This is a genomic window from Amycolatopsis sp. NPDC114484 (assembly GCF_055633755.1).
In genome coordinates, this window is record NZ_JBVKDQ010000012.1 from 245,131 (window position 1) to 260,117 (window position 14,987).

General features: G+C 69.7%; 12 protein-coding genes. 4 read left to right on the plus strand and 8 right to left on the minus strand.

What is annotated here, in order from left to right; translation table 11 throughout:
- Window positions 1-3: 3 nt before the first annotated feature.
- Complete coding sequence (locus ACZ7SW_RS28095; RefSeq protein WP_470233355.1) at window positions 4-372, minus strand: DUF5684 domain-containing protein; 369 nt, start codon at window positions 370-372, stop codon at window positions 4-6.
- 180 nt (window positions 373-552) lie between these two features.
- Entirely contained in the window at window positions 553-1,545 is a 993-nt protein-coding gene (locus ACZ7SW_RS28100) for an aldo/keto reductase (protein ID WP_470233356.1), read from the minus strand.
- 197 nt (window positions 1,546-1,742) lie between these two features.
- Here ACZ7SW_RS28100 and ACZ7SW_RS28105 point away from each other — a divergent pair, with 197 nt between their 5' ends.
- Entirely contained in the window at window positions 1,743-2,621 is an 879-nt protein-coding gene (locus ACZ7SW_RS28105) for a helix-turn-helix transcriptional regulator (protein WP_470233357.1), read from the plus strand.
- Between the two features lie 55 nt (window positions 2,622-2,676).
- Here ACZ7SW_RS28105 and glgC read toward each other — a convergent pair whose 3' ends face one another.
- From glgC to ACZ7SW_RS28125, 4 genes are all read right to left on the minus strand, one after another.
- Window positions 2,677-3,894: a glucose-1-phosphate adenylyltransferase gene (glgC, locus tag ACZ7SW_RS28110; protein WP_470233358.1), complete on the minus strand. Its 1,218-nt coding sequence runs from the start codon at window positions 3,892-3,894 to the stop codon at window positions 2,677-2,679.
- Window positions 3,891-5,048: a glycogen synthase gene (glgA, locus tag ACZ7SW_RS28115; RefSeq protein WP_470233359.1), complete on the minus strand. Its 1,158-nt coding sequence runs from the start codon at window positions 5,046-5,048 to the stop codon at window positions 3,891-3,893. The genes glgC and glgA overlap by 4 nt, the downstream gene beginning before the upstream one ends.
- 66 nt (window positions 5,049-5,114) lie before the next feature.
- Window positions 5,115-5,879: a putative protein N(5)-glutamine methyltransferase gene (locus ACZ7SW_RS28120; protein ID WP_470233360.1), complete on the minus strand. Its 765-nt coding sequence runs from the start codon at window positions 5,877-5,879 to the stop codon at window positions 5,115-5,117.
- Window positions 5,876-6,361 carry a universal stress protein gene (locus ACZ7SW_RS28125; RefSeq protein WP_208637471.1) on the minus strand — a complete coding sequence of 162 codons (486 nt, stop codon included), beginning with the start codon at window positions 6,359-6,361 and terminating at the stop codon, window positions 5,876-5,878. The genes ACZ7SW_RS28120 and ACZ7SW_RS28125 overlap by 4 nt, the downstream gene beginning before the upstream one ends.
- 208 nt (window positions 6,362-6,569) lie before the next feature.
- Between ACZ7SW_RS28125 and ACZ7SW_RS28130 the strand changes: the two genes are divergently transcribed.
- The gene (locus tag ACZ7SW_RS28130) at window positions 6,570-8,642 is read left to right on the plus strand and encodes an AMP-binding protein (RefSeq protein ID WP_470233361.1); all 2,073 of its coding nucleotides are present in this window, start codon (window positions 6,570-6,572) and stop codon (window positions 8,640-8,642) included.
- Window positions 8,643-8,645: 3 nt separating this feature from the next.
- Here ACZ7SW_RS28130 and ACZ7SW_RS28135 read toward each other — a convergent pair whose 3' ends face one another.
- Both ACZ7SW_RS28135 and ACZ7SW_RS28140 read right to left on the minus strand, forming a co-directional pair.
- Window positions 8,646-12,806 (minus strand): tetratricopeptide repeat protein, encoded by a 4,161-nt coding sequence (locus ACZ7SW_RS28135; protein WP_470233362.1) that lies wholly within the window; start codon window positions 12,804-12,806, stop codon window positions 8,646-8,648.
- Window positions 12,807-12,879: 73 nt separating this feature from the next.
- Window positions 12,880-13,764, minus strand: coding sequence for a LysR family transcriptional regulator ArgP (locus tag ACZ7SW_RS28140; RefSeq protein ID WP_470233363.1), 885 nt, complete (start codon window positions 13,762-13,764; stop codon window positions 12,880-12,882).
- Between the two features lie 70 nt (window positions 13,765-13,834).
- Between ACZ7SW_RS28140 and ACZ7SW_RS28145 the strand changes: the two genes are divergently transcribed.
- On the plus strand, window positions 13,835-14,440 hold the full coding sequence (locus ACZ7SW_RS28145) for a LysE/ArgO family amino acid transporter (protein ID WP_470233364.1): 606 nt from the start codon (window positions 13,835-13,837) through the stop codon (window positions 14,438-14,440).
- A 70-nt stretch (window positions 14,441-14,510) separates the two neighbouring features.
- On the plus strand, window positions 14,511-14,963 hold the full coding sequence (locus tag ACZ7SW_RS28150) for a MarR family winged helix-turn-helix transcriptional regulator (protein ID WP_470233365.1): 453 nt from the start codon (window positions 14,511-14,513) through the stop codon (window positions 14,961-14,963).
- Window positions 14,964-14,987: the final 24 nt, after the last annotated feature.

The window sequence follows — 14,987 nt, forward strand, 5'->3', positions numbered from 1 at the left end:
TCGTCACCGGGGGCCGGGTGCGGTGTACCGCGCCCGGCCGAAGCCCAGGATCAGGTAACCGATGATCGAGAACAGGAACAGCCCGAAGAACCCGAAGACGCCGCTCTTGCCGAACGCCCTGGCGAGGTCGAGCGACACGACGATCACGACCACGAGGTTGACCAGCGGGACGAGCAGCAGGAGCAGCCACCACCCGGAGCGGCCGGCGATCTTCAGCCAGACGTAGACGTTGTAGATCGGGATGACCGCCGCCCAGCCGGGGCGTCCGGCCTTGGCGAACACCAGCCACAGCGCGACGACGGTGAGGACCGTGACGACCAGCCCGCCGGAACCGAAGCCGAGTGCCGGGTTGAACGAGGTCTCCTGGTTCACGGTGCTGGAATCCTTTTCGAAGTGCCTGCCGGACGCGTGACTTTAGCGTCGCGGGACGGGCGCAGCAGGACGGATTCGGCCGCGTTCTCGTTCACTGACCGAATGTGCCTGGCGATCGGGACAACGGGGCACCGAGAGCCTTCGACGCCGCTCAACCGCAACCGCGCGGCTACCGCAGGTTTAGCGGCCGAACAGCGACTTCAACTGCTCGGGAACGCGCTCGCCGCGGATGGGGATCTGCGCCGCGGCCTCCTCGATGTGCTGCAGGTCACCGGGCGTCAGCTCGACGTCCAGCGCGCCCAGGTTTTCTTCGAGGCGGTGCAGCTTGGTGGTACCGGGGATCGGCACGAACCACGGCTTTTGCGCCAGCACCCAAGCGAGAGCGATCTGGGCCGGAGTGGCTTTTTTGTCGTCGGCGATCTGCTGGAGCAACTCGATCAGTGCCTGATTGGCTTGTCGTGCTTCGGGCGTGAAGCGCGGCAAGGAGCGGCGAAGGTCGTTGTCGGCCAGAGCCGTGCGATCATCGATCTTGCCGGTCAGAAAGCCTTTCCCGAGTGGACTGTAGGCCACCAGGCCGATGCCCAGCTTCTCCAAGGTCGGAATAATCTCGGCTTCGTGCTCTCGCGTCCACAGCGAGTATTCGCTTTGCAGCGCCGTTACCGGCTGCACGGCGTGGGCGCGGCTAATTGTCGCCGCACCCGCCTCCGACAAACCGAAGTGCTTGACCTTGCCCTCGGAAATCAGCTCTTTTACCGTGCCGGCCACGTCTTCAATGGGCACCTCGGGATCGACGCGGTGTTGGTAGAGAAGGTCGATGCTGTCGGTTTGAAGACGCGTGAGCGACGCCTCGGTTACTCGGCGGATCTGCTCCGGGCGGCTGTCGAGCCCCGACATCGGGCTCGGTCCGTGTTCGCCGTGCCGGATACCGAACTTGGTGGCGATCACCACCTGGTCGCGCACCGGCGCCAGCGCCTGACCGACCAGTTCTTCATTGGTGAAAGGGCCATAGACTTCCGCGGTGTCGAAGAAAGTCACGCCGCGGTCCACTGCCGCCCGCAGCAGTTTCGTCATCTCGGCGCGGCCCGGGGGCTCACCGTAGAAGAAACTCATGCCCATACAGCCGAGTCCTAGGGCGGAAACTTCGAGTTGCTGTCCAAGCTTGCGCTTCTGCACTGCAAATGCTCCTTCGGTAAACATCATCCAGGCCAACGCTTTCCCCGCGTTCAGCCGGGAACTGCCCACAGATTAAGCAGGCCTCACCGGCGGCCGGGAGATCCTCTTGATGCAGGTACTGCGAGGGCCCCTCTCTCCAGTCTTCGGGGTACCAGCAGTGCCTCCCTCGGACTGCGGGACGGGCTTACGATGCAGAGATGACCACGATGGATCTGCGCACCGAGATCCGGGAGTTTCTCAGCTCGCGTCGCGCCCGCATCGCACCCGAGCAGGCAGGCCTGCCCGCTTACGGCGGCAACCGCCGGGTCAAAGGTCTGCGCCGCGAGGAAGTAGCGCTGCTGGCCGGGGTATCGGTCGACTACTACGTGCGCATGGAGCGCGGCAGCCTCGCCGGCGCTTCCGACGGCGTGCTCGAGGCGTTGGCCACCGCCCTGCAACTCGACGAGGCGGAGCGCGAGCACCTGTTCCACCTCGCGCGCCAATCCGGCACCCCCAGCGGCCCACGCCGGCGCAAGCCCGCCGGGACGGTGCGCTCGACGCTGCAGCAGGTGCTCGACGCGATCTCCGACGCGCCGGCCTGGCTCTTCAACGGACGTTTCGACGTGCTCGCCATGAATCACCTCGCTCGCGCGCTGTATTCACCGGTGCTGGCCGACCCGCGACGGCCCGCGAACACAGCGCGGTTCGTCTATCTCAAGCCCGAGGCGGCCCGGGAGTTCTTTGTCGACTACGACCAAATCGCCGATGGCGTGGCCGCGAAGCTCCGCATGGAAGCGGGCCGCGATCCGCACGACGAGGAGCTGATCGCCCTGGTCGGCGAACTGTCCACGTGCAGTGAGCTGTTTCGGCAGCGCTGGGCGTCTCAGAACGTGCGGCTGCACCGATCCGCCCGCAAGCGGCTGCGCCATCCGATCGTGGGCCAGCTCGACCTGGACGTCGAACCCTTGGAACTGGCCGCCGAGCCCGGCCTGCACCTCAACGTCTACACCGCCCCCGCGGGCACACCGACCGCTGACGGCCTGGCGCTGCTGGCGTCGTGGGCGGCCACGCAACCGGCGATGGCCACCGAGAGTTAAAGCGTCCGACGGACAGTTCCGGCGACCGTACCGCCGCTTCGCCGGGACACCGGCCCTAGATCGCGGTTTCTCCCTTGCCCAGCACGACAATCCCGAAATCGCTTACGTGGTAATGGCCGCGGTCCCGCGTCAGGTCCACCCCGATGTGCGCGCCCGGCGGGACGACGACGTTCTTGTCCAGGATCGCGCGGCGCACCACCGCGCCCCGGCCGACTCGCGCGCCGTCCAGCAGCACCGAACCCTGGACTACCGCGCCGTTCTCCACGAAAACGTCCGGCGACAGCACGGAATCCACCACCTGCGCCCCGGAGATGATGCAGCCGTTGCTGACGATCGACTGGGTCGCCGTGCCGCCTTCCACGAACTTCGCCGCCGCGCGCTGGCCGGGGTGCGCCAGGATCGGCCATTTCCGGTTGTACAGGTTGAAAATCGGCTGCGTCGAGATCAGATCCGTGTGCGCGTCGTAATAGCTGTCGATCGTTCCGACGTCGCGCCAGTAGCCGTGGTCCCGGCCGGTTTCGCCGGGCACCACGTTGCCGTTGAAGTCGTAGACCGCCGCTTCGGATTTCTCCACCAGCGCCGGGATGATGTCGCGGCCCATGTCGTGTTTGGACGCCGGGTTCTTGGCGTCCGCGTGCAGCGCGTCGAGCATCACCTGCGTCGTGAAGACGTAATTGCCCATCGACACATACGATTCGTCCGGCGAATCCGGAAGGCCGGGCGGGTCCTCGGGTTTCTCCAGGAACGCGTCGATCTTCGTCCCGTCCTCGGTGCTGATCACGCCGAACGAACGGGCCTCCGCGCGCGGCACGCGGATCCCGGCGACCGTCACGCCCGCGCCGGAGGCGATGTGCGCGTCGATCATCTGCCGCGGGTCCATCCGGTAGATGTTGTCCGCGCCGAACACCGCGATGTACGCGGGCGATTCGTCGTGCACGAGGTTCAGGCTCTGGTGGATGGCGTCCGCGCTGCCCTGGAACCAGCGCGGGCCGAGCCGCTGCTGCGCGGGCACCGGCGTGACGTACTCGCCGGTCAGCGACGACAATCGCCACGTCGTCGAGATGTGCCGGTCCAGCGAATGCGATTTGTACTGCGTCAGCACGCAGATCCGGCGGATCCCGCCGTGCACCAGATTGGACAGCACGAAGTCGATCAGCCGGTGCACGCCGCCGAACGGGACCGCGGGTTTCGCGCGGTCGGTGGTCAGCGGCATCAGCCGTTTGCCCTCGCCCCCGGCGAGGACGATCCCCAGCACATCGGATCCGTCGATCACGAAACCCTCCCGCACGCCTCGTAAACCCCGACCGTCGCGGCGGCGATCGCTGCCCAGCCGAACTCTCCCACCGCGCGGTCCCGTCCGGCGAGGCCCAGCCGGGTGGCGCGGGCGCGATCGGCGGCGAGGTCGTTGATCCCGCGCGCGAGCCCGGCCTCGAAAGCGCCGGGCTCGGTCTCGTCGTAATGCACCAGCACGCCGGTCTCGCCGTCGGCGACCACCTCCGGGATGCCGCCGACGTCGCTGGCCACCACCGCGGTGCCGCACGCCATCGCCTCCAGGTTCACGATGCCGAGCGGCTCGTACACCGACGGGCACACGAACACCAGCGCGTGCGTCAGCAGCTGGACGACTTCGGCGCGCGGCAGCATTTCCGGGATCCAGTGCACGCCGGACCGTTTTTCCTGCAGGTCCGCGACCAGCCCGCGGAACTCGGCGTCCAGCTCCGGCGTGTCCGCACCGCCCGCGCACAGGATCAGCTGCACGTCTTCGTCCAAAGCGGCCCCGGCGCGCACGAGATGCGGCACGCCCTTCTGCCGCGTGATGCGTCCGACGAACAGCGCGTACGGCCGGTTCGGATCGATGCCGTGCTTCTCGAGCACGTCGGTGCCCGGATCAGGTTGGTACAGCTCGGTGTCGATGCCGTTGCGCACCACGTGCACCCGCGCCGGATCGACGTTCGGATACGCGGCGAGCACGTCGCGCCGCATGCCGGAGCTGACCGCGATGATCGCGTCCGCCGCCTCGTAGGCGTCGCGCTCGATCCACGACGACACGCGATAGCCGCCGCCGAGCTGCTCGGCCTTCCACGGCCGCAGCGGTTCGAGCGAATGCGCGGTGATCACGTGCGGAATGCCGTGCGCGAGCTTCGCCAGATGGCCGCCGAGGTTCGCGTACCAGGTATGACTGTGCGCGAGATCGTGGCCGGCGAGCGCGTCGGCCATCGAGACCGCGATGTCCATCGTGGCGAACGCGGGCTGGGCGTAACCGTGCGCGTCGCGGTGCCCGTGCGCGCCGTCCGGGCGGTCGGGGCCCCAGCAGTGCACGTCAAGGTCGACCAGCGACCGCAGTTCCCGCGCGAGGAACTCGACGTGCACCCCCGCTCCCCCGTACACGTCCGGCGGATACTCCCGGGTGAGCAGGCCGACCTTCATGCGTCGACCCTAGACGTCCCCACCGGGCGCACGCAGTACGGGAAGCGGGCGAATCCGGTTCGCCGCTCAGTGTTCGCGCCGTCCTACCACGACGGTCGCGCCGAGTTCGTCGTCCTCTTCGACGGACGCGGCCAGCCCTGCCCGGCGCAGTTCAGCGGTCGCGGCTTCCGTTTGGCGTTCGCTGGCCTCGAAAAACACGTGCCCGCCGGGCGCGAGCCACGCCGGAGCTTCCGCGACGACGCGACGAAGCACGTCGAGACCGTCTGCTCCCCCGTCGAGCGCGACGCGGGGTTCGTGGTCGCGCGCCTCGGGCGGCATGAGCGCGACGTCGCCGGTCGGGACGTACGGGACGTTCGCGATCAGCACGTCCACCCGGCCGCGCAAACTGGACGGAAGCGGGGCGTAGAGGTCGCCTTCGTAGACCTCACCAGGCACGTTCCGCCGAGCGCAGCCGACCGCGGCGGGCTCGACGTCCGCCGCGTGCAGTTCGATCCCGGGCACCTCGGCCGCGACCGTTGCGCCCAGCGCACCGGAACCACAGCACAGATCGAGCACCACTGCTTGATCGTGCGCGAACCCGACCGCCAGCCGGACGAGGAACTCGGTGCGGTGCCGGGGCACGAAGACGCCGGGCGCGACGACGAACCGGCGGCCGGCGAACTCCGCCCAGCCGAGGATGTACTCCAGCGGTTCCCCGGCGACCCTGCGCTCGACCATCCCGGCCAGGTCGCCCGATTGGCCCAGCAGCAGCCGGGCCTCCTCCTCGGCGAAAACGCATCCGGCGGCGCGCAGCCGGGCGACGGTGTCCTCGAAGTCCGCGAGATCGCTCACGGAACGACGACGACCGGCCAGGTCGCCGCGCGCACGAGCCGGTTGCCGACCGAGCCGACGAGCCGGTGCCCGCCCTGCTCGGACGCGCCGACCACGACCATGTCCGCGTTCGCCTCCTGCGCGGCCTGGCGCAGTTCGGGGAACGTCTCGCCGCGGCGGACCACGAACGTGACCGGCACCTGCAGGTCGGCCGCCCGGTCGCGCAGTTCCGCGCGCAGCTGCTCGATCTCCTCCTCGAAGGTCTGCTGCTGCACGTCGACCACCGCGGACGCGGCCAGGCCGGTCCACACCGTCGGCGCGGCCACGTACACCACGACCAGCCGCGCGCGCTGCCTCCGGGCGAGGCCGCCGCCGTACGCCGTCGCCCGCAGCCCGGTCGGCGAAGTGTCCGCGCCGACCAGGATCACGCGCGGTCCGTCGGTGCCCCGTTCGTACGGGCCCGGGTCCCAGCTGGGTCCGTATTCCTCGACCAATTGCTCCACCCGGCCCATTATGTCCGGGACGCCGGAACCCGCCGGGTCGCGTCCGTCACCGGCGGGGAAAACCCCGCAAGAAAATTCCCACCTGGTTGGATTTCCGGTCTTTCGGAGTACCCCAGGCCTCTCGTGCCTGGTAGCGTCCCCGCAACCTGAACACGCGTCCGGGAAGGACCGGGGAGCCCACACGCGTGCGGCGGCGAGGCGGATCGCGATGCGAGACGATGTAGTCGAGGCGAGTGCGGTGGTCGGGCACTCGCCCGAACAGGTATGGCAGATCGTCGGCACGCCCGAGCTGTACCCGAGGTTCGTCCCGGCGATCAGCTGGTGCGAGGTCACTGTGCCCGCTGAACGCGGCCGCGGCCCGCACTGCCTGCTCCGGCTGGCCCCGGACCGGGAAACCGTGGTCGAGGGCACCATCCACGCGGCGGTGTACCGGCCGGGCGAGCACGTCGTCTGGTGCGGGCTGCCGGACGAGCGGACCTGGGTGTCGATCGAACTGCGCCCGGTCCCGCGCGGCGGCACCGAAATCGTGCTGCGGATGATGCTCCCGTCGCTGCCGCCGGAACACTCCGGCCTGCTCGCCCGCGGCACGGTGAAAGGCCTGCTCAAGCAGCTGTCGAAGCGGATCGGGCAGCAGCTGTCCGGGCTGCCCGGCGACCCGCCGGAGCACGAGCCGGCGACCGCCCTGCGCACGGCGAACACGCTGGTCCGCGCGGGCGTGCTGGCCGCGGGACGGCCGGACAAAATGGTCAAGCAGCTCAGTTCGTTCGCGCGCTGGGGCGCGACGCTGGCCGGCGGGTATCTCGCCGCGACCGCGCGCGGTGCGGACGACATCGCGGTGCATGACGAGCGCAACACGCGCACCTTCGGCGAGATCGACGAACGCAGCAACCAGCTGGCCAACGCACTGGCCGCGCTCGACGTGGAGGCTGGTTCGCGGGTCGCGCTGATGTGCCGGAACCACGCGGCGATGGTCGAGGCGTTCGTCGGATGCAGCAAGCTCGGCGTCGACGTCGTTTTGCTCAACACCGGCCTCTCCCCCGCCGCTGTCGAAGAAGTGCTCACCCAGCACCCGCCCGCCGCGGTACTGGCCGACGACGAGTTCGCGCCGATCATCGCGTCAGTGCCCGGCGAATTCCCGCGCGTGAGCACGTGGGACGACGCCGAGCAGGGCTACCGCACGCTGGACGAGCTGCTCCAGGACGCCCCCACGACGCGGCCGAAGCCGAGCGAACGCGAGGGCCGGATCGTCGTGCTGACCTCGGGCACCACCGGGGCCCCGAAGGGCGCGCGCCGCCCGACGCCGAAGGGCGTGAGCACGTCGGCGACCGTTTTGTCGCGAATCCCGTTGCGGGCGAGGGACAAGATCGCCGTGGCCGCCCCGCTGTTCCACAGCTGGGGGCTGGCCGCGATGCAGCTCGGCATGGCGCTGCGGGCGGAACTGTCGCTGATCCGCCGGTTCGACGCGGAGCACACGCTGCGCACGATCGCCGAGCACCGCTGCGACGCGCTGTTCGCGGTGCCGATCATGCTGCAGCGGATCCTCGACCTGCCCGAACGCGTGCGCAACCGGTACGACCTGTCGTCGCTGCGGATCGTGGCGAGCAGCGGGTCGGCGATGCCGGGCGCGTTCGTGACGTCGTTCATGGACACCTTCGGCGACGTCCTCTACAACTTCTACGGCTCCACCGAGGTTTCCTGGGCGAGCATCGCCGACCCGGCGGACCTGCGCGCCGCGCCGACGACCGCCGGCCGCTGCCCGCCCGGCACCCAGGTCGCGGTCCTGGACGAGGACCGCCGCCCGGTCCCGCCCGGCGACGAGGGCCAGATCTTCGTCGGCAACGACATGCTTTTCGACGGCTACACCAACGGTTCCAGCGTCGCGCGCGCCCACGACCTGATGGCCACCGGCGACGTCGGCTACCAGGACGCGTCCGGCAGGCTGTTCGTCACCGGCCGGGCCGACGAGATGATCGTGTCCGGCGGCGAGAACGTGTTCCCGCGCCCGGTCGAGGAAGCATTGGCCGCGCTGCCGGGCGTTTCCGACGCGGCCGTGGTCGGCGTTCCGGACGACGAGTTCGGCCAGCGCCTCGCCGCTTACGTCGTGCTCCGTCACGGCGCGCGCATGCACGCCGAGGACGTCCGGCACTACATCCACCAGAAACTCGCCCGGTTCGCCGTGCCGCGCGACGTCTACTTCGTCCCGGAACTTCCGCGCAACGCCACCGGAAAGATCGTGAAACGCCTCCTCAACGACGACCTCTGGCCGATCACGCAAGGCTGACCGTCACAGCCGGGCCAGCTGCCCCTGCGGTCCCGGGCTCGCCGCGGCCGCGGTGACGCTGAACCGGCCCGGACCGAACGTCTCCTCCCCGGTGGGGCCGGACGAGATCTGCCGGATGCTCGCGCTGAGATCCGCCTCGACCCCGCCGGGAAGCTTCAACCGGATCAAGAACGGCAGCACGAGCCCCACGACCATGAGCCCGACGAGCACCGGCGTGAGCGTCGTCAGCATGACGCCGGTGATCTTGTCGGACAAGAAGAACGCGACCCACAACGCGATCAGCGCGGCGATCCCGACGGCCACCACGACGACGCTGCCCGCCGTGCTGCTCCGGGTGATCCGCAGGCTTTCCTCCATGATCTGCAGGCTGCGCTGCGCCTCGACGTTCCCCGGATCGAGTTTCACGCACCGGCGCAGATCGCGGATCGCCTTGCGCCGCTGCATCGGCTTCGCCGGGAAATCCCCGGCGGACTCAGCCAGCTTGTACCGCGCGACGGCCGCGACGAAATACGGCTCGGCTTCGTTCGAGGCAAGGGAAATCGCCTCCTGCGCGCGAGCGAGCGCGTCGGCGTGGAACTGCCTGCCCTGGGTGGCGTCGCCGCGCTCGATGAGCAATTTGGCCACTGCCACCAGCAATTGCCACCGCGGCAGGTCACAGTCGTTGCGGCGCAACGCTTGCTGCAGGACGTCTTCGCCCTCGACGAAATCCCCCGCTGACCGCATGAGCGCGACCGCGAGCCCGAGACTCGCGCTTCCGTTCGCCGGATCGATCTGCCGCGCCTGCCGGAAATGCCGCGCGACACTGGCGCTGGGTTTGCCCGCCGGATCGTCGATTCCCCGCTGCAGATGGACAAATCCGAGTTCGACGTGCGCCTGGGCGTCGTACCAATCGCGTTCCAGCGCCGCGTTGAGATGGGTTTCCGCCTCGTCGAACCGGCCGAGCTGAGAGTAGAGCGCGCCGAGATCGACGTAGCTGGCGTGGTTCGGGTCGAGTTCGACGGCGCGGCGGAAGTGCTGCTCTGCCTGAGCGAACTGCCGCCGCTGGTAATTCAGCACCCCGAGGCAGGTGTGCGCGGCGTGATACCGTTTTTCCTTCTCCAGCACGGAAAAACAGAGCTTCTCGGCTTCGTCGCGATGCTGCGGCGTGGCCTGCCGGACCAGACACCAGGCGAGACCGAACTGGCGATCAGCGCTGTCCGGCTCCTTCTCGCACGCCGTGCGGAACCTTTCCTCAGCGGCCTGATAATCCCCCGCGGCGAACCGGATCCACCCCGATTGCGCCGCGGTTTCGGCTTCCTCGCTGGAATTCCGGGCATCGGCCCGCAGCAAAGCGAGCTGCTGGTCGGCTTCGTCCAGCCGACGGCTGTCGTGGTAGATCCAGACGAGTTCCTCGCGCAGGGATCGGCTCCACGGCATCCGTTCCAGCGCCTCGGCGACGCCGCGCTCAGCCTCGTCGAACCGGCGCAGCGAGCGCAGCGCGGCGGACCGCCCGGTGATCGCTTCCACGAGCAGCGGATCGATCCGCAGGGCCCGGTCGAACCAGGCGAGGCTCTCCTCGTACTTCAGCTGCTCGTCGTACAGCAGGGCCAGCTCCACCAGCAGATCCGGCTCGTCCGGACGCCGCCCGATCGCTTCCTTCGCCGCTTCTTCGGCCTCCTCGAACCGGCGGAGACGCCCCAGCGCGGTCACCCGCCATTCCAGCGCCAGCGCGTGAAGCGGGTCCAGGTCGAGGGCTTGCCGGACGCTTTCCAGCGCCTCCTCGAAATGCCCCTCGTCGTCCAGCAGGAGAGCCCGTTCCACCAGCAATTCGGGTTCGTGCGGGGCCAGCGCGATCGCTTCGTTCACCGCGGCACGAGCTTCGCCGAACCGCTTCAGCCGGCGCAACGCGGTCACCCGCCATTCCAGCGCGCCGGCGTGCCTCGGGTCGACCGCCAGCACCCGGTCATACCACTGGATGGCTTCCTCGGCGTTGTCGTAACCCCGGCAGAGCGCCGCCATCTGCATCAACGCGGCCACGTTGTCCGGCTGCCGGTCGAGGACGACCCGCACCCCGGCTTTCGCTTCGTCGTACCGGCGCAGGCGGAAACACACCACCGCCTGCGCCACCACCGCCCAGGAATGCGCCGGTTGGACGTCCAGCGCCCGGCGGAACGCCTCCAGGGCCTCCTCGAACCGGGACTGGTCATACCGCACCCAGCCGAGCTGCACCAGCAGGTCCAGCTCGTCCGGACGCCGCTCGATCGCCTCCTCCGCCGCTGCTTCGGCCTCCTCGAACCGCCGCAGCTGACGCAGCGAAGCCACGCGCTCCCCCAACGCCCGAGCGTGCGCCGGATCGAGCTCCAGCACCCGTTCGCACCACGAAAACGCCTCGTCGAAGCGGAACTGGTCGGTCGCCAGCCAGGCCCGTTGCATCAGCAGTTCCGGTTCGTCCGGGCACTGCCGGACCGCTTCCTCGAAGACCGCCTCGGCCTGGTCGTGCCGGCGCAGCGAAATCAGCGCCGACATCTGCGACCGCCAGGCCCAGGAAAACCCGGGTTCGAGGTCGGCGGCCCGCCGGAACCAGTCCAGTGCCTTTTCGTATTCGTGCTGGTCGCCGTGGACCCAGCCCCGCTGCACCAGCAGGCCCGCGTTCTCCGGACGGCGCGCGGCCGCGTCCTCCGCCGCCGCTTCGGCGTCGGCATAACGGCGCAAGTCGCGCAGCGTGTCGATTTTCGACCGCAACGCGGGCAAATGCGCGGGCTCCAGCTCCAGTGCCCGGTCGTAGCGCTCGAGCGCCTCCTCGTGCCGGAGCAGATCCCCGGCGACCCATCCGGCGAGCACCCAGCGCGCGGGGTCGTCCGGATGCTGTCCGACCGCCTCCCGAGCGACCTCCTCGGCAGCTTCGAACCGCCGCAGCCCGCGAAGCGCGAACACCCGGCTGTACAGCGCGTTCAAGTCCTGCGGATCGACGGCGAACGCACGCTCGGCCCAGTTCAACGCGTCCTCGAAGCGGAACCGGTCCTCGGCCACGTCGCTCGCCTTCAGCAAGCAGTCCACGTCGGCCGGATACCGCTCGACCGCCTCCTGCGCGGCGACCTCCGCCTCGGCGAACTTCCGCTGTTTCCGCAGCAAGTTCACCTTCGACAGCAAGGCGAGCTTGTCCCGCGGTTCGACCGCCAGGACGCGGCCGACCCAGTCCAGCGCCTCGTCGAGGCGGGACTCGTCCTCGGCCAGCTCGCCGCCCTCCAGCAGAAGGCCAGGGTCGTCCGGCCGGATTTCGAGCGCCTCCCGCAGCGCCGTCCCGGCTTCGCCGAACCGCTCCAGCAGCCGAAGTTTCCGCACCCGCCACCGAAGCGCCATACCGAGCCGGGGCGCGATCTCCAGCGCCCGCTCGAACCAGGTCAGCGCCTCGTCGTCGCGGTCCCGGTAGTCGGCCACCCAGCCCATCTCGACCAGGAGCCGCGGCTCGCGGGGATGCAGTTCCATCGCCGCTTTGGCCGCGTCCTCCGCTTCCTCCGCCCGGTCCAGGTACCAGAGGGTGCTCACCCTGCACCGCAACGCCCACTCGTTCCGCGGATCGACCGCCAGCGCGCGTTCGTACCAGGCCAGCGCCTCCTCGTCGCGGTCCCGCTGGTCTGCTATCCGGCCCATCGTCGTCAGCGGATCCGGCTCTCCCGGATGCTGCTCGATCGCCCGCAGGCCAGCCGCCTCCGCTTCCTCGCAACGGTTCAGCGAAGCCAGCGCCATCACCCGCCAGCGCTTCGTGTCGATGCGCCCGGGATCTGCCGCCAACGCCTGGTCGAAGAACGGCAGCGCGCCTTCCCAGTCCTCCTGATCGCAGTACACCCGCGCCCGGGCGTGCAGGATCTCCGAGTCGCCCGGAAACCGGATCAGCCCCGCTTCGGCAGCTTCGTGCGCTTCTTCGAACCGGCGGAGCTGGCTCAACGCCGCCACCAGCCACGCCGCTGCCAGCGCCGGGGACTCCGGGCAGTTCACCGCGTGCGCGAAGGACTCCAGCGCGTCTTCCCGGCGGTACTGGATCAGCTGCACCTTCCCCAGCGCGATCCACCGCGCCGGGTCGTCCGGGAAGTCCCGCACCGCCCGGCGGCCCAGCTCCTCGGCCTCGTCCAGCTTCCAGTCGTCGCTCAGGCGGTCGATCGCCTCGGCGGTGGCCGGTTCCGTCACGGGAGTCCCTTTCCCTCGAAAAGCCCGCGCACAGCATGCCCGGTCCGGACGGGTTCTGTCTGCCGATCCGCGGTCACGGTCCGAGCGCGCGCCCGGCGGCCCTGCCCACGGCCTCCGCCACCGCGGCCAGCGACGGCGAGTCGAGCTTCCACTGCTGCCAGTACAACACCACGTCCACCGCCCGTTCCGGCGCGAGATCGACCAGTTCCCTCCCCGCCAGCTGCAGGTCCGGCACCATTCCCCAGCCCAGCCCGGCCGCCACCGCGTCCACAAAGGACACCGAAGCCGGGACGTAGTGCCGGACCCGGCCCGGCAGCTTGCGGCGGGTCAGGCGGCGCAGAAACCGGTCCTGCAGATCGTCTTTCCGATCGAACAGCACGGCGGGCGCGGCAGGCAGCCGCTCGGCCAGCGAGCCGCCGTCCAGCCAGCGCCGCGCGAACTCCGCCGACGCCACCGCTCGGTACCGCATCGTGCCGAGACGGCTGACCGTGCAGCCCTGCACCGGCTGCGGCGTCGCCGTGATCGCGGCCATCACCAGTCCCTCGCGCAACAGAGCGGCGGTGTGGTCCTGGTCGTCGCTGCGCAGGTCGAACGAAACGGGCGGCTCGGCGGGCACCTCTTCGAGCGCGGACAGGAACCAGGTGGCCAGCGAGTCCGCGTTGACCGCGATCGGCAGCGTCGTCGGCAAGCCGGGACCGCCGAGGCCGAGTTCCGCGCGAGTGTCCGCTTCGAGCCGGGTCAACTGCCGCGCGAACCGCACCAGCACCTCGCCGGATTCGGTGAGCCGCACGGGTTTCGACCGCAGCACGAGCACCCGGCCGATCCGCTGTTCCAGCGCCTTCACCCGCTGGCTCACCGCGGGCGGAGTCACGTGCAGCACCGCCGCGGCGCGGTCGAACGACTGCTCGTCCACCACCGCGAGCAAGGTGCGGACCTGGTCGAGCGGAAGATCGGACATCACGATCGCTTATCTTAGTTCAGAATCTTTACCTGGAATAATGGTCGCTCCGGCTCTTAACGTCGGCAGGGTGATCGCTGCGCTCAGCGCCGGATTCGGCACCGGCCTGTCCCTCATCGTCGCCATCGGCGCGCAGAACGCTTTCGTGCTCCGCCAAGGAGTGCGCGGCGGCCTCGTCGTGCCGGTGATCCTCGTGTGCACGCTGTCCGACGCGATCCTCATCGCCGCCGGGGTGAGCGGGATCGGGGCGGTGCTGCGGCGGTGGCCGTCAGGGATCAAGGTGATCGCGATCGTCGGCGGGCTCTTCCTTGTGGGGTACGGGATCCTCGCCGCGCGCCGCGCCTTCCGTCCGGGCACGCTGGCCGTCTCGCCCGCAGACCTGACCTCGCCGAAGCGCACGCTCCTCACCTGCCTCGCGCTCACCTGGCTCAACCCGCACGTCTACCTCGACACCGTTCTCCTCGTCGGGTCCGTCGCGGCCGGACACGGCGACAGCCGCTGGCTCTTCGGGATCGGCGCAGTGGTCGCGAGCGCGGTCTGGTTCAGCGCCCTCGGGCTCGGCGCTCGGCGGCTGTCCGAGGTGTTCGCCCGGCCCGCGGCCTGGCGGATCCTGGACGGCGTGATCGCGGCCACGATGATCGCGCTGGGCGTCGCCCTTCTCCTGCGCCGGGGATGAATCGGCAGGCTTCCGGCGAACAAGACATTTAGTGTTGCTAATAACTCTGGGTCAGAGCTAACTTTGCGGCATGCCCGCACCCCGGATGGACCTCGCCGAACGTGTTCTCACCGCCGTGCTCGGCGTACGCCGGGTCGTGCGCCGCCGGGTGCGGACCGAACTCCCCGGACCGCATCTGCCGGGCTCGCAGGTGGAACTGCTGCGCGTGGTGCACCGGAATCCGGGAATCGGCGTCGCGGCGGCGGCCCGGGAGCTGAGCCTGGCCGGGAACTCGGTGAGCACGCTCGTGAACGTGCTCACCGACGCCGGCCTGCTGCGGCGCGAAGTCGACCCGGCCGATCGCCGGGCCGCGCGGCTGCAGCTCACCGACGCGGCCCGGGACCGGATGGCGGCCTGGCGGCGCGCCCGCATCGGGCTCGTTTCCGCCGCACTCACTCAACTGTCCGAAGAGGACACCTCGGCGATCGTCGCCGCGCTGCCCGCTCTCGAACGGCTCACCGAGGTGCTCAAGGAGGACACATGAGCGCAGCTTGCTCCGGCGTGAAAC

What these genes read in the sequence shown, in the direction of transcription:
- ACZ7SW_RS28105 (WP_470233357.1), top strand. Translation starts at nt 1,743, where the DNA reads ATGACCACGATGGATCTGCGCACCGAGATCCGGGAGTTTCTCAGCTCG.
- glgA (WP_470233359.1), bottom strand. Translation starts at nt 5,048, where the DNA reads ATGAAGGTCGGCCTGCTCACCCGGGAGTATCCGCCGGACGTGTACGGG.
- ACZ7SW_RS28130 (WP_470233361.1), top strand. Translation starts at nt 6,570, where the DNA reads ATGCGAGACGATGTAGTCGAGGCGAGTGCGGTGGTCGGGCACTCGCCC.
- ACZ7SW_RS28140 (WP_470233363.1), bottom strand. Translation starts at nt 13,764, where the DNA reads ATGTCCGATCTTCCGCTCGACCAGGTCCGCACCTTGCTCGCGGTGGTG.
- ACZ7SW_RS28150 (WP_470233365.1), top strand. Translation starts at nt 14,511, where the DNA reads ATGCCCGCACCCCGGATGGACCTCGCCGAACGTGTTCTCACCGCCGTG.